Genomic DNA, 17,625 nt, shown 5'->3' with positions numbered 1-17,625 from the left:
ACAAAATTTCCAGCTATTTACAGTAAATATTTATTTTTTCTTACCGACAGAGCGATGCCTACGACAGACTACGCCTAAAGATTTGGGTTAATAATAGTGTAGCGAATGCGTAACTCTCAAGCTATAAAAGGAGATAAACCCAATGAAATTTGATATTAAGCCAGAGAGTTACCCAATTTTAGCTGTCCGTTTTGAGAAAAACTATTATTGCGTGAAGGGTTATGCAAATACTTTTTAAAAGGACAAAACTATGTCATTACTAGATGATTTAGTTGAAACTTATTTTAATAAAGATTTAGCAACAGTATTTACACAAGTTGGCATTGAAAGTATCAAAGTTACCGAAATCAATCGGCAAATTCTCAAAAAAGTAATAATCGCTCAATAGTTACTAGAGTCTGCTGGAGGTAAAAGCGATCTTGCTATCAATAAAGCTGATAATATTAAAACTATTAAGGCGCGATCGCATTAGCTAGGCTACATATCAGCAGGCAATCCTAGCAATGCAGACAGAGACAGAAAACTATTTGACGCGATCGAGTTATTTCAATCAATTATTGCTGGTCGCAGTACTATTAATGGTGGTAGATGAGTTTAATCTTTAAACTCTCCTCAACCAAGCAGTGGGTTAAAAAATTTATAGTTTCTGTCCTGCATAAATCGATCGCACTTCGCCATTACGTCGGACGACTGCTTCGCCATTACTGACATCTACTAGTGTCCAACCGCTGGAGCCGATACCTTCACCCATATTGATGCGGCGAGTCACACCATCGATTTTAAACAAAGCGGCAGATTTGTTGCCCAACTCTAGCAATCCCTCTAAGGTATTACTCGGAGCAACTGCGATCGCAGTTGCCGGATATACTTGTTCCTGGGTAATAGTTGGTTCTGACTCTGGTGCGAGTGCAGCACGCAATGGAACTACTGGTAATGCAGGCAGAGGTTTGGGTGTTTGGCGCACGGTAATGGGTGCAGTTTTTGCTGCCACCGGTTTGAGTTCGGCTCGTACAGCCGCAGCTAACATATTGACAGTTACAGGCTTGGCAGCTTGTCGAACTGTATTCAGGGCAGTTTTCACAACATTAGGTTGAGATACCCGTAACGCACTGGCAACTTGTGGTAAAAGTGTGGGAGTCCCTGGAATGGCTGGAAGGGCGTAGCGCATTGGTGACGGCGCTTGATAAACGGGGACATAGATGCGCTCAACAACGCTTCCAGAACGATTGGGGGCTGGTGGTGTATTATTAGCTAGAAGTGGAAGTCCTGGTAGATTACCAGTTGCTTGTTCGCGACCAAGGGCTATTTGGTTAGTATTTGCCTGAGTGGAGAATCTCGGACTGAAATATTTTTGATTGGGCGTTGCTCCTTGCTTGTCTATAACAGCCAGGGATTGGAGCATATAGTCAACTAACTCTGCCTCTATTTCTGTTTTTACTGGCAACTGTGCTTGCGGTTGCGGCAGCAAAAGCGCTGACTCAGGCAATTTGGTATTTAAAAGATATACAACTCCAGATTGCACCAAGTAGATCGTACTAGCGATCGCCACGCCTAAAGTTGTTCCTACAATCAGCAGTTTGCCCAAAACCGAACTAGTTTTTTGACGCTTTCTACTAACTGATTTAACAGTAGAGGTGCCAAATACAACGGTACTCAATTGCTTGTGGTTATCTTGAGCAACTGACTGTACTCCTTGGTTCAAAGTAATCTGTGGTATCGTAACTGTTTGCAGAGGCACGTATTCTGGAGGCGATTGGCGTTGAGCTTGGGCGGAAACTCCAGCAACAGAGTGGCTCGATCTGTTCTGACTACTGTGCCTAACAGTTTGAGAAGGTAGATTACCACTAGCATCCAGAATGTAGTCGATATCGGCAAAGAGTTCATCCATTAGGCCATCAGCATAGTTTTCTATCGACCAAGGCTCGTTGGTGATTAAGTCTTCTGATGGTTCTGGTACTATGAGACGGGTACTGGCTTCTTGTAACATAGACGTTCTGGGTTGTTGCTTGGACGAGGAAACGCCACCCCTACTGGCTTGAAAGTGCTGAGTGCTGAGTGCTGAGTGCTGAGTAAAAATACTAGTTCCCAGTTTCCAGTCCCCAGTCCTTCTTTCATACTTGGTGGTGAAACTTGTTTTATTGAGACTGCCTGGAAATTAGGATTATAAGAGGAGGCAGCAGGTAGAGGGCAGTTATTACTGAAGTAAATAAGTATGAATAAAAACTTCAGATTTGGGTAATTACCCGGTTTAAAAAGAAGAAGTGTATTAAGACGTGTTGAGCGAGATACAAAGCTTGGAGCCGCTTTGTCTCCGGTCTTGCGCCAATCCTATGCAGTTGTGCGTGGGTTACTCCTGTCTGCTACCTCCTGAATAATGAAACATCCAATCCCCCATCTGATTGAGATAAGTTGATTGAGTGTTGGTATTAAACTCTACTTTCATCTGGGGATTGTTGATGATGCCACTACTAATCTTTATGTCATCTATCATACCAATCTCTCTCCCTACTACTATACTCAGTCTTTATCAAGCTTGTGTTAAGCTAACGCTGGAAACTCTGACTGGCTCTTGCTTCTACGCAATTCTAGATATAATAATAAGGCGTTAATATCCGCTGGGTTTACACCACCTATACGTGCAGCTTGACCAAGGGTGAGTGGTTTTATGTGAGTCAGCTTTTCCCGTGCCTCTTTAGAAAGAGTATCAATTGTTGTGTAGTCTAAATCGCCAGGTAACTGGCGGTGCGCTTGGCGGGCAATTTGGTCAATTTGATTTTGTTGCCTAGCGAGATAGCCAGAATACTTGATGTCAATTTCTGCGCCTTCTTTCTCGGCCCGGTTGAGGTTGGGGTTTCCCAGTCCGAACCTGTCGAGGTCAACGTAATGTAATCCTGGACGCCGCAACAAGTCGTTGAGGGTAATCGAACCTTTAATTGCTTGTTGAGTATCAGATGCGATCGCTATTCCAATTTCATCATGTTCTTTAACTCGTGTAGCTTGCAATCTTTGTTTTTCTGTGGTAATATTAACCTGTTTTTCAGTAAACATATCCCAGCGGCGATCGTCAATTAAACCAATCTCTCGTCCCAAGGGTGTTAGGCGTTGGTCGGCATTGTCAGAACGCAATAGCAATCGGTACTCTGACCTACTGGTAAGCATCCGGTAAGGTTCCCGTAGGTCTTTTGTACACAAGTCATCAACTAGCGTCCCAATGTAACTTTGCTCGCGCGCAAACACAATCATTTCTTGAGAGCGAACAAATCGAGCGGCGTTAATTCCCGCCACCAGGCCTTGAGCAGCAGCTTCTTCATAACCTGTAGTGCCGTTAATTTGCCCAGCACAAAACAGTCCGGCAATCTTCTTAGTCATCAGTGTGGGGTAACACTGAGTTGCTGGTAAATAGTCATATTCCACTGCATAGGCGGGACGCAGCATCACACATTTTTCCAAACCGGGGAGAGTCCGCAACATTTGCAACTGCAAATTTTCTGGCAACCCTGTAGAAAATCCTTGGATATACAGTTCGGGTATATCTCTTCCTTCCGGTTCAATAAAGATTTGATGGCTTTCCTTATCGGCAAAGCGGACAATCTTATCTTCAATACTGGGACAATAGCGCGGCCCCTTGGCTTCCACCCAACCGCCATAAACTGGCGACAGGTGTAAATTTTCTTGAATCAGGCGATGGGTTTCGGCGGTTGTGCGGGTGATGTAGCAAGGCATCTGTTCCCGTTCTACCCACACATCTGGGTCAAAACTGAACCAACGCACATCTTCATCCCCTGGCTGGATGAGCATTTTACTATAATCCACCGAACGCTTGTCTACCCGTGCCGGAGTTCCAGTTTTAAGTCTGCCGGTTTCAAATCCCAAGCGATTTAGGGTTTGTGTCAATCCTTCAGCTGCAAATTCTCCAGCACGTCCAGCTGGCATTGATTTGTTACCAACCCAAATTTTGCCGCCCAGGAACGTGCCAGTTGTCAAGATGACTGCTTTACATTGGAACCCTACACCAAAATAAGTTTCAACACCGATGACTTCACCGTTAGCACCCAGCACTAAGTCTGTTGCCATACTTTCACGGATTGTCAAGTTATCTTGGTTCTCAACAATATTTTTCATCACCGCTGCATATTCGCGCTTATCAGTCTGGGCGCGTAATGCCCAAACAGCGGGACCCCGTGAAGAGTTGAGGATACGTTTTTGCAAGTAGGTGCGGTCTGCAACTTTACCAATTTCCCCACCAAGTGCGTCTACCTCATGAGTCAACTGAGATTTAGCTGGGCCACCTACTGCTGGGTTACAAGGTTGCCAAGCGATTTTATCCAAGTTGAGCGTCAATAACAGGGTACGACAACCGAGGCGTGCAGAGGCGAGAGCTGCTTCGCAACCGGAGTGACCTGCACCGACGACTATGACATCAAAAGCGTCTTGGAATTCAACGGAATTGTGCATGGTCATACTTACAGGATCGGCAAGCTTAGAGTTCTTTTCAATTTTAACTGTTCCAGTGGTTTCATGGATGTAACTTTCTAATAAAAAAGTTATCAAATTTACTAGTACTCAATTAAAGGCAAGGTTTCATTTTTTAACTTTAGTAGGAAGTGAAAAATATGATTTTTTAAAATTTGTGACAACATTCCGGTTTGGCGATCGTAGCTATTGTTCATATCGTTAGCCAAGATAAATTCATTTATAACTCGTATGTATGAGATATTTTCTCTAATTTGGATGAAACTATAGTTCAATACCGATAAATCATCTGTGATTTTAATTTAGCAATAATAGATATTTCCTAAAAACTTCTTAATTTTATTCTTAAGTCACCAAACAATTATTTAAAAATGAAACTCACCCTCAGAAATCAAAAAAATATTCCTAGGTTTATTAGAAAGACAAGTTTCATCAGTATCGTTATATTGATGATTTTTGTATTAGTAGCTAGCAATGAGATTACCCACCACAAAGTTGCTATAACTGCTCAACCATTACAAGAATGCTTGAGTAATAATTCATTACCTTGTATAGATACCTCTAAAACAACATCAGAACCATTTATTCCCGATCCAAAATTAAATGCTAAAGAGCGTTTTTTATCTGCGATCGCTAGAAAATTATCCACAATTCCCCAGCCTGGGACTTATGAATATACTTTGCTGCGAAGCTATGGTGCAGTATTCGTAAATCCAGATATTGGGATTAAACTGCCGCAAAAAAATATGTTTGCTAATGAACAAGCAACCCAAGAGTTTCAAGCTACTTTAACAATGGGTCATGTTGATGGCACTAACGACTGTTATTTACAAAAATCGGCGGCTGATGCTTTAAATAAAGCGCGAATCCAGCAACAAATTCCGCTAAAATCTGGTTATGGTTCTGGTGATTGTACTCGCACTTTCAATACTAATTTAAAATTTTGGAATAAATATGCTAACAATCAAGTTTTAGCAAAAGTTCAACAAGGTAAAGAAACAAAAATTCTCGGTTTAGTTGCACCTCCCGGAACTTCACAACATATATGGGGATTAGCAATTGATTTACGCATAGGCAATAAAGAGCAAAGAAAAGCTCTCAATCAAAATGGTTGGTTTCAAACTGTAGAAAACGATGTTCCCCATTGGACTTATGTGGGTTTAGCTGAAGAAAACTTACCTCTGTTTGGTTTTAAGAAACAACCTATTCGAGGCATTACTTATTGGATTACGCCGCTTTAATTGTTAGATAGCATGAAAACTTGGGAATACTAACCTTAAATGTGTATTGTCAGGGATTTAGGTATGCCAAACGAAGCTGCTAACCAGGAGCAAACTTTCCTGATTGATTTACTAAGAGCAACTTATCAAAATCAGGAAGTATATCCAATTCTGCAACATAACTTAAGCAAACTCAATGATAATTTAGCTTTAATGTTGCGAAAATGGGTAAGCGATCGCTTTGCTAAAGAACCTGCTATTGCTATTAATTTAGCTAGAGTCATTATTAAACTGAGTAGCATTATTCAAGAGTTTGAACAAGGGAACCCTGCAAGTAATTTGGAAATTGCGATTGCTGGTTATGAAACAGTTCTACCGATTGTTACCCATGAGGCTTTTCCTAAAGAATGGGATATCGTCCAGCAAGCTTTGGTAACAGCTTATCAGCAACACCAGCAAATTCTCTCTAGAACCATTGGTGAACTCCGAGAGCAGACTTTCCAAAGCCAGACTCAAATCAATACATTAACCGATCAATTACAAAAAGAATTACAACAAGCAAAGCTACAAGTCAATGACTTAAAAATAGTAATTACACAGTTACAACAGAAAGAAGATAATTCTGAATCAAGGACAGAGATAACATCTTTAATAGCTGAGTTTCAAGAGTTAAAGCAGCGTCAGATTCGTGTAGAGCAGTTTACTACTACAGCTAACGTTTCGCCGAAGACTGAGCAATTCAACACTGCTATTTTCTATGATATTGAAAACTTAACAATGGGTAGAAGCAACCCCAACTTAAATTTTTCTCTGAAAGAAATTCAAACAAATCTGAAAAACACTACCCTAGTTAATAAAATTGCTATCCAATGCGCTTATGCTGACTGGAGTGATTCTCGATTAAAGCGACTCAAGAATGAGATTCAAGAACTTGGCATTGAAGCAATACAAATTTTTGATTATAGTCACAAACGGAATGCAGCAGACATGCAACTAGCCATTGATGTCATGGAATTAGCCCAGAGTCGTCCTACACTGCAAGTTTTCGTTATTGTATCAGGTGATGGTGCATTTGCCGCTTTAGCTAAAAAGCTCCATGAATATGGAAAGACTGTAATTGTATGTGCTTACGAAGTACAAATTAATCGTATTCTCAAATCTGTTTGCGATCGCTTTATACCTATACCTGCTCCCCAAGCAAAAATAGAGGATATTCCAATTAATCAAGTAACTAGCGAGAGTCCATTAAATGATGATATTTTAGTATTAACCAATCAAGTTTTGCAGGATTTAAAGAAGAATTTTGAGCAATTAAATCAGCTTAAACAAGGTGGTATTCTTCTGCCTCAAATTCACAAAATATTGAGAGAGAATATTCCCAATTTTGACCAAAAAAGAGAAAATAATGGTTACAAATTGACAATTTTTTTGAATAAAGTCATTGAAGGAACAGATATTTGTCTATCGAGTGACAACAATAAATTAATTTTGCGAGAAACCTTAAATTTAGTCTCTAATGGCTCATCAAATAGAACTTTAAATGGTGGTAGCGCTTATTTAAAGCCTAGAGTGCTTACTACAAACTCCGTTAACTTATCATAATCGCGTTTAGCTCCGTTCTTCAACTCTTGTAAAAAGTACTTTTACAAGAGTTGAAGAAAGAGTATCCTAACGACTGTTATTCATTAACAATCGTAAAGCCTTCATAATCAACGACTCCACTTACAGCATTTGGTAAATTAACGTTACCAAGTAAGGTGGCGGTTGCAAAGCCAGCGCCATTAGTACCCGTGGCACTACCTAAACCTAGACCTGATGCAGCAAGTTCATCTTGGTAGCCTGTGATCTCATAGACAGCGCCAGTTTCCACCCAACCGATCAATCTTTGAGAACCGAAGTTAGTAAATGACAACCCAGAATCTGCGTTGAGATTCAAAGCTTGCCCTGAAGGAGTTCTCAGAGCAATCGGCGCAGATAGCTGACCAGTGAGTAGATCGACTTTGTAAAGCTGGTTCCCATCTCTATCATTAGTTCTAAAATCGCTAGCAAGAGCGCGAGTATTACCAGGATTGAGATTGTCGATGGCTAATCCATCGGCAAATTGAGAGTTGGTAGGTTGAGTTCCTTGTCTTTGTGCAGCAGTAGTAGCTGGGCCAAAGTTGTCTACAAGGCTAATAGTTCCAGGGGTAGCTGTAGTAATTCTATAAAGAGAGCTTCCTACTGGCCCATTTGCGGGATTCGGATTCCCTGAAATGTTGTACAGAGCAGTACGATTAAAGTCAGCACCTGACTCAAATCCAAAACGACGTAGGTCAGATGGTGTACGGGTTGGTGAGGTCGTGGCTGGAGCAAAAGGTTGATCTACATTATTAACGACAGTAACAGTTGGATCGATTGGTGTTGTAGCACCAGTGACTCGTGCTTCGTTAACCGCACCTACCCTTCCGGTAATGGGGTTAGTTCCCAAACCTTCTAAATCGGCGGTAGTAGCAGTAGCTGGAAGATTGACTGTACCTACTCTTGTAGGAGTAATAGAACCTCCAGATCCAGAAGGGATCAAAAAGCGGTAAACGTCAAGTTGCTTGCCATTACTAGCGTTGCCGTCACGATCCTCTCCAATGGTATAGCCGTAAAGAGCCATAAGAATTTTCCCCTTATTCAAACTGTAAAACTTTTGGGAACACTCCAAATATGCAAATTGCTATCTGACTAAAAGCTTGTACGACACAAACAAAGCTAACTTTGCTAGGCTGAGATTTAAGATTAGTTTGCGTTATCTTACTTTGCTTATATAGCCGAGAAGTTTGCAAAACTGAAATACTACTAAACTTTTGACTGTAAACAGGCTAAGAAAACTTAACTCCAGATTATTGTAATTACTATTTACTCAAGTTGTGAAATTAGGATATGTGAGAACTTGACGTCGGATGTAAAAATCTCAAAACTACATCTAGCTACACTTCCACACATTTCTTGGAACCCATTATTTCCAAATTTGATTACAATGAACCGAGAGTTAAGTATCTTTTCTTTGTCCATTAAAAGTCAAAAAATTAGGTTGTAAATCTGTATTTAGAGTTATCTTAGCAAGAGTGTATTTGAATAATGTTAAGAATATTTTTCCTAATCATTAAGGTTGAATAGCATCTTGGTTAAGGTTTAGCTTTTGCTGAATTTTTGACTGGATTATATACTTTTTTATTATTTTAAAAAAGAAAAATTATTGGCTACATTAATATATAAGTAGACTTTCTGTTTTTGAAACTGTTACAGTTTAACTGTGAGTTTGTTTGCATACAATAATTGCTTTAATAGCTATTAAAAGATTTTTGTTTGCAGGCGATCGCTTTTAAACTCTTCATTTTAAAATAAATTGTAAAAAAATAATTAAATAAGAGTTTAAGGACGAAATCAAAAATAAATTTTCATGTTTCACTGTTTGCCTTTGATCTGATTTGTCCAGGAAACTAATGAATTTCGAGGAAAGATATAGCAGTTCTCGGTTAAGTGAGGTACAAGAACCCCACCCCCAACCCCCTCCCCGCTCTTCGAGAGGGGACTATAATGTACCTTATGTGATTAGGAAACGCTATAAATCAGACCTTTATTCAAGCGTAAACGCACAGTACAAAGCCGGAGACGTTTCCGTGACTCCGGGCTTCTCTTCATATATTGCAACCTAGATGCAATAAAATTGCTCCTCTAGTTTCAGCAAAATATTAATTAGAAAGTGGATTTATTATTACTTGACTTCGCTGGGTTCAAATTTAGTTACCTTACCTTTCTTAATGGCAACAATCACATCATAATGCGAACAGTAAGCGAATGTGACATCATTAGCTTTGTTATAAAGGTTAACTACATGACCGGCACCACCTACCTGGATACCGATTGGTTCCAAGTCAGCAAAAAAGAAACGACGTAGTTGATCGCCACTACCAATTTGACCCTTACTCTTAGTAAGCAAGTCTATTTTTTGTGCTACAGACATTTCTTCGGCTGCTGATGCCTGTACTAATAACGGATTGATCGCCTTTAATGGTACGTCCCAAACTGTGAAAAAACCAACCAAGGCTACGCTTGTAAGTAAGGGTGCAAGTTTCATTTGTTTCTTTTCTTTGTTTTATCCTGAACATCCCAAGCATCTCAGGTGGCAGTGAGAGCTTATTGAAACTAAGCCACTATTTTCATGAATTTATCCTTTGAGAAAATTTAGTTAATTCTCAGGATTTTCTCAGCTAATCATGGTTGCTCAAAGTCACAGGAAAATTTAAGTATTTTCTCAACAAAACCTCATTTTTAAGTGCGTGAGGGTAACTTAATATGATGAGCAATGCTTTCATTGCAGTGATGTTATTGTGACTAGACCCAAAAGACCACATCGCCAAATCTATAGAATTTCAGGACAAACATATCTCTGGATAGCAATGCTAATTTTTGGAGCATCTAGCGCCGTTACCCGGAAACTAACAGAAATTGGTGCCCAAAATTTTATCGGTAATCGCAATCCGATTTCTTTGTGTAATGTTTTATTTGTGGGAAACCTTTGCGCTTTGATACTTCTGATCCTAATCTATGGGCGGCAGTGGAACAAAGCTACTTTGAAGCAACTCTCAAGGAAAGATTGGGTCAGTCTAACAGCAGTGGCTATTTTATCAGGAGCGTTAGCCCCTGGTTTAATTTTCCAGGCACTGGCACTCACAAGGGTGAACAATGTCATCTTAGTGGGACGCTTGGAACCGCCTCTAACTTTGGCTTTATCAGTCTGGTTATTGAGAGAACGGGTAAATATTTGGGAATTTATTGGTGCGATCGCAGCTTTTGTTGGCGTTATCCTAACTATTATCCTTCAGCCTGCAACAGGAACCATGATGAACATGGGAGGTTTCGGTTTAGGTATAGGGGAATTTTTGGCAGCAGCCGCATCTGTGGCCATAGCCGCTTCTACGATTATTAGCAAGAAACACCTTTCGCAGATTCCTTTGGGAATCTATAGTATTTTTCGGACTGCACTTGGGACTGTAATCTTTTTCTTCATTGCTTTAGTCCTCTATGGCAAGGATCATTTTGCTGATGTCCTTTCACCATTCTTGTGGCAGTGGATGTTTCTCTATGGCGGGTTGATTGTGGTGGTAGGCCAGTCTTTTTGGGTTAAAGGCTTGAAAACTTCCACTGTATCTACAGCTTCCTTAATTAGCTCATTTGGCCCAATTGTGGGAATTATAGCAGCCTATTTAATTTTGGGTGAAGCCCCTACCCGACCTCAATATATTGGCGATAGCTTGATTTTAGGAGGTATATTCTTGAGCCAAGTTGGCACCAGGCGTCAGACTTCTAGCGGCAAGGTAAATTCTACTCCAGCACAGCAACAGGTAGAAACTGGTATGGGATTCAAAGGGATTTGAAGGATGAAAATTCTAGATCGCTAAAGATGTGATAAATCATCACAAAGACGCGATGAATCGCTGTCAAGACGAAAGACTGATTATTGTAGAGACGGCGATTTATCGCGTCTCTTACCTTAACCATTCTGCACAGCGGTAGTAGTATGTCAAAATAAAAATACCCGATACATCAAGGTGAGCGATCGCTCCCAAAGCTAGATTAAAGGATTGACCTGAGCAATGGCAGACCCAACCAATCAAAATCAAGCGGGAGAAGTAGCTCCCACCACTGCTGACAAGCAGGTTCCTAGTACAGACTCACCCGAAGCCACAGATATTCCTACTGCCAACGCGCCAGATCCTAAAGCCGCAAACTCCGAAGATAGTCCCAAAGCTGCTAAACCGGTTGCTGTACCACCCAAGCGAGAAAAACCCGCAGCCGCAGCTAAAGCCGCAACAGGAGAAAAACCCGCCGCCGACGCAACAGAAGAAAAACCCGCCGCAGCTAAAGCCGCCAAAAAGGAAAAAGCCCCATCTGTTGAAGATAAGCCATTTGTAGAGTTCATTGAGCAAGACTACTTGCCAGCTTTACAAAAAGCGATCGCTCAAAAAGGTGTGCAAGATTTACAGGTGTCTTTTGCCAAGCAGAAGATGTCAATCACTGGCTTTGAATCCGCCGAAGAATGCTGGCAAATTATCGGCAGTTGGTCAGAAATTGGTAAGCGTCAGTTTAACCTGTATTTCCCCGATGAAGATATTCAAGGGAAAAAGGGATTTTCCTGTAATGAAGGCAAAAAACCCAGCACTCTTGAGTCATTCTTAATCGATGAGCGCAGAATTACACTCGATTTGTTGGTATTTGGCTTAGTTCAGCGCTTAGACGGTCAAAAGTGGTTAGGTAGAAATTAGTCATTGGTCATTAGTCATTAGTCATTGGTCATTGGTCATTGGTCATTAGTTTTTAACAAAGGACAAATGACAAATGACAAAGGACAAAGGACAAAGGACAAATGACTAATAATAATTAAAGTTCGTGGAAATGGTAGGTAACGGCTCCAGTATTGGGGTCGTTATCAATTTTTACATAACCTGATTTGTACATCTCTTTGAGACTAGCTTCCACTTCAGCAAAGCTGGCTCCTGTAAACTTTACGCCTTGAGTGACAGTTAAAATACCACCTTTGTTTTCCGCTGCTTCAATCAGTTTCATCATGAGTTGGTTGCCTGTTGGTTGGTGGACTTGAGAAGCAACTACTGCTTGATTCAACGGCACACCAAAGGGAGATACACCCGCTTTTAATCTCAAGTTGTGTTCGTATTCGTTAACCATATTGGGGATAAAGAATAAATCCACGAACTGCCCTATACCAAACACACCACCAGTCAACAGCCATAACAAACCAGTTCCGATCTTGCCATTGTAAAAACGCTGCAATCCTCCCACCCCGATAAATCCGACTGCACACAAGATATAAGAGACAAGAAGTCGGTCTTTCTGCTGCTGATTGTTTTCAAGATTCATCTTGTTTTCAACCTTTTGGATTTACTCTTGTTGTTTAAGATGGTTTTTTCTGACTGTTTTTTATACCAAGTGCTAATAGCTAGACTTACATTTTGCACCAGTTACTTTCTAACAATTTTCATAATAGACAATGCTTTTGTGATTTGAAGTTGTGGGCACTGTCTAATCTCCAGTTAGTGAGAAAGGTGCAAAAAATAACTAAAGTACTCAGATTTTTCAGTAATTATGCTACTCATGGATTGTTAATTTTAAGATGCCCAACGTATTAGTAGAACCCCATGAATTTATTGTAGTAACAAACAGAGAAAATTACTGAGATAGTAGTGCTTTGAGAATCAAGAGGTGAGTGCTACTCCACTTGAACGAGATAATGCTGCTTGCCGAACTATATTTATTTGACTACCAATCCGCGATTTTTGATTCCGCAAATATTGAATGATTGTTGCAACTCTTAATGTTTTGCTTATAAATTTCTCACCCGCACCTTGGTAGACTGAACTTTATACAATTGGATTATTGTGGGCTGTTACGGTTTGCCAGAGCATTTCTGGTGAAGCAGTCCGGTCTTCTCCCAAAGGGAAAGGCTCACACCAGCAGGGTTTTCCACGCCACTTGCTCCACTTGGGGAGACCCCATCGCCCTTGGCGTCTCCCCTTCTCCCAAAGGGAGAGGCTAGCGCCAAGGGAGAAGACCGCAGTGGCTCCCCATGAGGAACTGCCGTTACCGTGGCGGTAGGGACGTAAGAGCGTCACCCGAAAGGTCTACTTAAGATAATAAAGACGAAAGAGAAATCAAGACATGGTAGATTCCCTCAAAAAACCAGGCTTTGAAGAAATCCGGCCAGGGATTAAAGTCCCGGCAAAAGAAACCCTGTTAACACCTCGGTTTTATACTACCGATTTTGATGAAATGGCACGGATGGATATCTCCGTCAACGAAGACGAGTTACAAGCCATTCTCGAAGAGTTCCGCACTGACTACAACCGCCACCACTTTGTTCGGGATGCCGAGTTTGAACAATCCTGGGATCATATTGACGGCGAAACTCGCAAGTTGTTCGTTGAATTTCTAGAACGTTCTTGTACGGCAGAGTTTTCCGGCTTTTTGCTCTATAAAGAACTTGGTCGTCGCTTGAAAGGAAAAAGCCCTGTTTTGGCAGAGTGTTTTAACCTGATGTCACGGGATGAAGCGCGTCACGCTGGCTTTTTGAACAAAGCTTTGTCGGACTTTAATATGTCCCTAGATTTAGGGTTTTTGACTAAGAGTCGCAGTTATACCTTCTTTAAACCGAAATTCATCTTCTACGCTACTTATCTTTCTGAGAAGATCGGTTATTGGCGCTACATCACCATTTATCGCCATTTAGAAGCACATCCCGAAGATCGGGTTTATCCAATCTTCCGGTTCTTTGAGAACTGGTGTCAGGATGAAAACCGTCACGGCGATTTCTTTGATGCGATCATGAAATCTCAGCCGCAAATGTTGAATGATTGGAAAGCACGGCTATGGAGTCGGTTCTTTTTATTATCAGTGTTTGCGACCATGTATCTCAATGACATCCAACGCAAGGACTTTTATGCCACCCTTGGATTGGATGCGCGAGAATACGACATCCATGTTATTCAGAAGACCAACGAAAACGCAGGTCGGGTATTCCCACTGATGCTGGATGTAGAAAATCCAGAGTTTTATGAGCGGTTGGATGTTTGTATAAGCAATAATGAAAAGTTGGGTGCGATCGCTAACTCCAACACTCCCAAATTCCTGCAATTCTTCCAAAAACTGCCGCTTTACATCTCCAATGGCTGGCAGTTATTGCGCCTGTACCTGATGAAACCGATTGATACTGTTTCTGCTCAAGGGGCAGTTCGTTAATTAGATAACAGGTTTGTTTGCGAAAGCTTTGGTGGTTCTGCTGGTTGCAGAGCCACTTTTTTTGTCCTTTTTCCAAGCCAATGATTACTGATATGTCAAACAATTAGTAGTGCGATCGCTAATTTGTTAGTAGGCAAAAATCGGATCTGATGAAAAAATTAGTTTAAGATAAACTATGATTAAAAATCCCCGCTTAATTACATAGTCCCAGTTTTGGGTAGTTTTACTCTGTACAATTTATATGAATACAAATAGATTAAAAAGGTAGTTACTATTTTAGTGTTTGTGATGTTAAAAAATAATTTTACAGACTTTTTAGAGTATATTTTCGACAATTCGGACGTTAAAAAAAATGTAATAGAAATAACTATTAAATATAAAAATGAACCAAAGTTAGGATTACCAAAGATTCAAGACATCGCTAAAATTGAGAACTATGATATTACCGAAGAAGAGATAACAGCAATTACAGTTGACTTTTTAAAATTCAAATACGAACTAGGAAATATTATCACCACTTATAGAAAAGAAGATAATGACCCTTTAGAAAGTCAGGTAAGGATATCAAAAACTTTTGATCAACTCGATTGTGAGGTTTTAGAAGGTTTAGATCAAGATTTTCTAAAAAATTTATACTTCCTTGATGTCGGTAATTTTTTTGGCTTAGACTTCAATAAAAAGACTTTTCCATGTTCATCTGTTCAAGCTGCCAATTAACACCATAAGATATAAGCGTTAATTATTAATCGACGTTGAAACCCGCATTCCTTGGTAGAGATGCGGGTTTTCCATTGATAACCAATGCTGAACACCCAACATCTAATAGCCAGCTAATACACAGCTATAAGAGGTGTAGACGCTATGTGACAAAATGAGGATTAGGGTGTTCTGACAGAGGTGAAAGGTAAATCTTTGCATTTATCAAGGGTAGTTTGATCTTATCAATTGACCCCTGTCGACTAATTGTCTAGAGTGAATCCCATCTTGTTTACTCCTGGTAGATTAGTCAGTATTGATAGGTCTTTTTTGTAAAATACAGAGTGATTGTAAGGTGACGTAGTACATTTGAATTGAAAGTGTTAGTGCGATCGCCTTTTTTATCACTCCTATAAAAGTATTCCCAAATAAGTACCAGCCTGTAACACTCATGACTTGTTCACAGGTGCAATGACATCGGTAATGAATAAAAATAAATCAGAATGATTTTTTATGAAGCTTCAGCCTATAGCGATTCTCAAAAAAATGCTCAAGCTATAAAGCCCACGAATTCATCCGTGGGCTTTTTAATACAAGCTAACTTCCCGTTGCTGCTTTGAAATGGAAATCTTGGCTCTTTCTTTTCTGCGAGACGCGCAATGGGCAGACTAAAATATTCCTGAGTCAATGAATTTTACTTTTTACTCAGCAATATTTTGGTGAGAAAGGTTTTCGTGAGTTTCTACGGATATAACAGAAGCCGACATTAGGATACACTGGCATTTAAATACACCGGAAGTTCATCAGCGACTTAGTTTGTCGCTTCTGGTGACTTCCTTCCTAGTATCCTATTGCTTTTGGCTGTATGAAACTTACTCTAATCTACGGTAAGTCTCCCTGAAGAAGGTTTTTTAGCATCTAAAACGACTGCCACTGTTTTGAGGCTATAGCCTTAGAATATTTACAAGCTTTACTTACGAATTAGCTCTCTCTAGATAAAAGTACCATTTTTACTGTGTAAGCTGACATTCTACCTGTTTCATCCAGATTTGTGTAGCTTATTAACAAATCAACGGATTCATTAATATTAAGCCTGCTTTACTATTTAGTTTCTTAGCCAGACCTATTAGACAGCTAGAGTGTTCATTTCACTTTGTTCAATAGCTTTTAGCCCTTATCGCTCCCATGCTGACCCATCACCGCAAGCCCGTGTGCTTATCACTGATTTCCACTGACCTACCGATCTGGTCTGTTGTCGAAACTGCCGCGACACTGTATCAAAAAGATACCGATCGATTCCATTTACTGATGACCGCACCGCCTTTAATTAGCTGCGAAGTAGAGAGTGTAATAAGTCCAGAAGACACACTTCCTCAAAGCAAGAGCAAAGCTTACGCCCCTAACAGTCCCAGAATTTTGTGGCTGGAGATTTCCCCTTACCGAGTCATCATGACTATGCAAGGTAACGCTCAAGTGAGTTACCGTCACTTTTGGGAGCAGGGTGTTTATGGCATTAGTCGCTATTGGTTGCCAACTGAGTCATTGCAACCTAACGATCCGATTCGTTTACGAAATTTTACTCGTAGCCTAACTCTCAACGGACATCCTTTGCCAGAGAATTTGCGGCTGGAATATGAATTGTGGGCAGAAAAAGTCCAATTAGGATGCTACATACTGAATTTGGAAATTAAACATTGATAGGTGTGGGGAGTGAAGAAGATAACAGGGTACAGGGTATAGATTATTTCCTGTCACCTGTCACCTCTCCCCTAATCTCAATTCCCAATCCCTCTTAACCAAAATAACTGGGTTGGTTTCCTGGTTTCCATTTAATATTGCAACCAACACTCGGCTTTTGCTCACTTGTAACAGGTTTACCCGCTAGCACTGCTTCAATGGCTGCGCGTAAATCTGCACCTGTTACAGGTTTACCGTTACTGGGACGGCTATCATCTAATTGTCCCCGATAAACAAGTTGGCGTTGATCGTCAAATACAAAAAAATCTGGTGTGCAAGCTGCTGTGTAAGCCTTCGCCGTTTCCTGGCTCTCGTCGTAGCATAAGGTAAAATTTAAACCTTGTTCTGTGGAAAAGGCTTGTAACGACTCTGGCGCATCATCTGGGTAATTCTTTGCATCGTTAGCACTAATAGCAACGATCGCTAAATCACTTGTAAAATAATCTCTTCCTAACTGCACTAATTCTTGTTGGACGTGTTTTACAAACGGGCAATGCCGACAAATAAACATTACCAATAGTGCTTTTTTATCTGCAAAGGTAGAAAGTGAAGTTGCCTTTCCAGATACTACTTCCGGTAGATTAAAATCTGGCGCTTTAGTGCCTAGTGGCAACATAGTTGAAGTAGCTAAAGCCATAGTTCACCCAATATTTTTACGCTGATAACTAACGGCTTTTGTTATCAGTATATTTTCACTCTAGCACTAAGTTTTCCATAA

General features: G+C 40.5%; 17 protein-coding genes. 8 read left to right on the top strand and 9 right to left on the bottom strand.

Annotation, left to right across the window (positions count from 1 at the left end; genetic code table 11):
* Positions 1–250: 250 nt before the first annotated feature.
* Positions 251–388: a hypothetical protein gene (locus V7K61_RS10985; RefSeq protein WP_335053356.1), complete on the top strand. Its 138-nt coding sequence runs from the start codon at positions 251–253 to the stop codon at positions 386–388.
* Between the two features lie 249 nt (positions 389–637).
* Here V7K61_RS10985 and V7K61_RS10980 read toward each other — a convergent pair whose 3' ends face one another.
* The 4 genes from V7K61_RS10980 to mnmG all read right to left on the bottom strand — a co-directional run bounded on the left by V7K61_RS10980 (position 638) and on the right by mnmG (position 4,461).
* Positions 638–1,987, bottom strand: coding sequence for a hypothetical protein (locus tag V7K61_RS10980; RefSeq protein ID WP_335053355.1), 1,350 nt, complete (start codon positions 1,985–1,987; stop codon positions 638–640).
* Positions 1,957–2,115 (bottom strand): hypothetical protein, encoded by a 159-nt coding sequence (locus tag V7K61_RS10975; RefSeq protein ID WP_335053354.1) that lies wholly within the window; start codon positions 2,113–2,115, stop codon positions 1,957–1,959. Before V7K61_RS10975 ends, V7K61_RS10980 begins: the two co-directional genes overlap by 31 nt.
* A 232-nt stretch (positions 2,116–2,347) precedes the next feature.
* Positions 2,348–2,491 carry a hypothetical protein gene (locus V7K61_RS10970; RefSeq protein ID WP_335053353.1) on the bottom strand — a complete coding sequence of 48 codons (144 nt, stop codon included), beginning with the start codon at positions 2,489–2,491 and terminating at the stop codon, positions 2,348–2,350.
* A gap of 47 nt (positions 2,492–2,538) precedes the next feature.
* Positions 2,539–4,461, bottom strand: a complete 1,923-nt coding sequence (gene mnmG, locus V7K61_RS10965) for a tRNA uridine-5-carboxymethylaminomethyl(34) synthesis enzyme MnmG (protein WP_335053445.1) — start codon at positions 4,459–4,461, stop codon at positions 2,539–2,541.
* A 383-nt stretch (positions 4,462–4,844) separates the two neighbouring features.
* On the opposite strand from mnmG, the gene V7K61_RS10960 reads away from it, so the two are divergent.
* Both V7K61_RS10960 and V7K61_RS10955 read left to right on the top strand, forming a co-directional pair.
* Positions 4,845–5,714 carry a D-alanyl-D-alanine carboxypeptidase family protein gene (locus V7K61_RS10960; protein ID WP_335053352.1) on the top strand — a complete coding sequence of 290 codons (870 nt, stop codon included), beginning with the start codon at positions 4,845–4,847 and terminating at the stop codon, positions 5,712–5,714.
* Positions 5,715–5,777: 63 nt separating this feature from the next.
* Positions 5,778–7,295: an NYN domain-containing protein gene (locus V7K61_RS10955; protein WP_335053351.1), complete on the top strand. Its 1,518-nt coding sequence runs from the start codon at positions 5,778–5,780 to the stop codon at positions 7,293–7,295.
* A gap of 76 nt (positions 7,296–7,371) precedes the next feature.
* Here V7K61_RS10955 and V7K61_RS10950 read toward each other — a convergent pair whose 3' ends face one another.
* Both V7K61_RS10950 and V7K61_RS10945 read right to left on the bottom strand, forming a co-directional pair.
* Complete coding sequence (locus V7K61_RS10950; protein WP_335053350.1) at positions 7,372–8,334, bottom strand: water stress protein WSP1; 963 nt, start codon at positions 8,332–8,334, stop codon at positions 7,372–7,374.
* A gap of 1,101 nt (positions 8,335–9,435) precedes the next feature.
* Positions 9,436–9,798: a hypothetical protein gene (locus tag V7K61_RS10945; protein WP_335053349.1), complete on the bottom strand. Its 363-nt coding sequence runs from the start codon at positions 9,796–9,798 to the stop codon at positions 9,436–9,438.
* 253 nt (positions 9,799–10,051) lie between these two features.
* Between V7K61_RS10945 and V7K61_RS10940 the strand changes: the two genes are divergently transcribed.
* Positions 10,052–11,098, top strand: coding sequence for a DMT family transporter (locus V7K61_RS10940; protein WP_335053348.1), 1,047 nt, complete (start codon positions 10,052–10,054; stop codon positions 11,096–11,098).
* A gap of 219 nt (positions 11,099–11,317) precedes the next feature.
* Entirely contained in the window at positions 11,318–11,986 is a 669-nt protein-coding gene (locus V7K61_RS10935; RefSeq protein WP_335053347.1) for a DUF2996 domain-containing protein, read from the top strand.
* Between the two features lie 115 nt (positions 11,987–12,101).
* Here the strand turns inward: V7K61_RS10935 and V7K61_RS10930 are convergent, their stop codons facing one another.
* The gene (locus tag V7K61_RS10930; protein ID WP_335053346.1) at positions 12,102–12,599 is read right to left on the bottom strand and encodes a TM2 domain-containing protein; all 498 of its coding nucleotides are present in this window, start codon (positions 12,597–12,599) and stop codon (positions 12,102–12,104) included.
* A 500-nt stretch (positions 12,600–13,099) separates the two neighbouring features.
* Entirely contained in the window at positions 13,100–13,351 is a 252-nt protein-coding gene (locus V7K61_RS10925; RefSeq protein ID WP_335053345.1) for a hypothetical protein, read from the bottom strand.
* A 46-nt stretch (positions 13,352–13,397) separates the two neighbouring features.
* Here V7K61_RS10925 and acsF point away from each other — a divergent pair, with 46 nt between their 5' ends.
* From acsF to V7K61_RS10910, 3 genes are all read left to right on the top strand, one after another.
* Positions 13,398–14,474, top strand: coding sequence for a magnesium-protoporphyrin IX monomethyl ester (oxidative) cyclase (gene acsF, locus V7K61_RS10920; protein ID WP_335053344.1), 1,077 nt, complete (start codon positions 13,398–13,400; stop codon positions 14,472–14,474).
* A gap of 288 nt (positions 14,475–14,762) precedes the next feature.
* Positions 14,763–15,191, top strand: coding sequence for a hypothetical protein (locus tag V7K61_RS10915; RefSeq protein ID WP_335053343.1), 429 nt, complete (start codon positions 14,763–14,765; stop codon positions 15,189–15,191).
* A gap of 1,164 nt (positions 15,192–16,355) precedes the next feature.
* Entirely contained in the window at positions 16,356–16,868 is a 513-nt protein-coding gene (locus V7K61_RS10910) for a hypothetical protein (protein ID WP_094348271.1), read from the top strand.
* A gap of 94 nt (positions 16,869–16,962) precedes the next feature.
* Here the strand turns inward: V7K61_RS10910 and V7K61_RS10905 are convergent, their stop codons facing one another.
* A complete protein-coding gene (locus V7K61_RS10905; protein WP_335053342.1) occupies positions 16,963–17,544 on the bottom strand; it encodes a thioredoxin family protein in 582 nt (193 codons plus the stop codon).
* Positions 17,545–17,625 lie beyond the last annotated feature (81 nt).

Origin of the sequence: Nostoc sp. (assembly GCF_036918015.1) — a bacterium.
Taxonomy (GTDB): Bacteria; Cyanobacteriota; Cyanobacteriia; order Cyanobacteriales; family Nostocaceae; genus Nostoc.
Note: the sequence above shows the minus strand (reverse complement) of the source record. Positions and strands in the feature narration are given on the sequence as shown.

Bases quoted from the DNA above. Each gene is read 5' to 3' on its own strand.
- V7K61_RS10915 (WP_335053343.1), top strand. From the start codon at position 14,763: ATGTTAAAAAATAATTTTACAGACTTTTTAGAGTATATTTTCGACAAT.
- V7K61_RS10905 (WP_335053342.1), bottom strand. From the start codon at position 17,544: ATGGCTTTAGCTACTTCAACTATGTTGCCACTAGGCACTAAAGCGCCA.
- V7K61_RS10910 (WP_094348271.1), top strand. From the start codon at position 16,356: ATGCTGACCCATCACCGCAAGCCCGTGTGCTTATCACTGATTTCCACT.
- V7K61_RS10955 (WP_335053351.1), top strand. From the start codon at position 5,778: ATGCCAAACGAAGCTGCTAACCAGGAGCAAACTTTCCTGATTGATTTA.
- V7K61_RS10970 (WP_335053353.1), bottom strand. From the start codon at position 2,491: ATGATAGATGACATAAAGATTAGTAGTGGCATCATCAACAATCCCCAG.
- V7K61_RS10960 (WP_335053352.1), top strand. From the start codon at position 4,845: ATGAAACTCACCCTCAGAAATCAAAAAAATATTCCTAGGTTTATTAGA.
- V7K61_RS10935 (WP_335053347.1), top strand. From the start codon at position 11,318: ATGGCAGACCCAACCAATCAAAATCAAGCGGGAGAAGTAGCTCCCACC.
- V7K61_RS10950 (WP_335053350.1), bottom strand. From the start codon at position 8,334: ATGGCTCTTTACGGCTATACCATTGGAGAGGATCGTGACGGCAACGCT.
- acsF (WP_335053344.1), top strand. From the start codon at position 13,398: ATGGTAGATTCCCTCAAAAAACCAGGCTTTGAAGAAATCCGGCCAGGG.
- mnmG (WP_335053445.1), bottom strand. From the start codon at position 4,461: ATGACCATGCACAATTCCGTTGAATTCCAAGACGCTTTTGATGTCATA.
- V7K61_RS10980 (WP_335053355.1), bottom strand. From the start codon at position 1,987: ATGTTACAAGAAGCCAGTACCCGTCTCATAGTACCAGAACCATCAGAA.
- V7K61_RS10985 (WP_335053356.1), top strand. From the start codon at position 251: ATGTCATTACTAGATGATTTAGTTGAAACTTATTTTAATAAAGATTTA.
- V7K61_RS10930 (WP_335053346.1), bottom strand. From the start codon at position 12,599: ATGAATCTTGAAAACAATCAGCAGCAGAAAGACCGACTTCTTGTCTCT.
- V7K61_RS10945 (WP_335053349.1), bottom strand. From the start codon at position 9,798: ATGAAACTTGCACCCTTACTTACAAGCGTAGCCTTGGTTGGTTTTTTC.
- V7K61_RS10975 (WP_335053354.1), bottom strand. From the start codon at position 2,115: ATGAAAGAAGGACTGGGGACTGGAAACTGGGAACTAGTATTTTTACTC.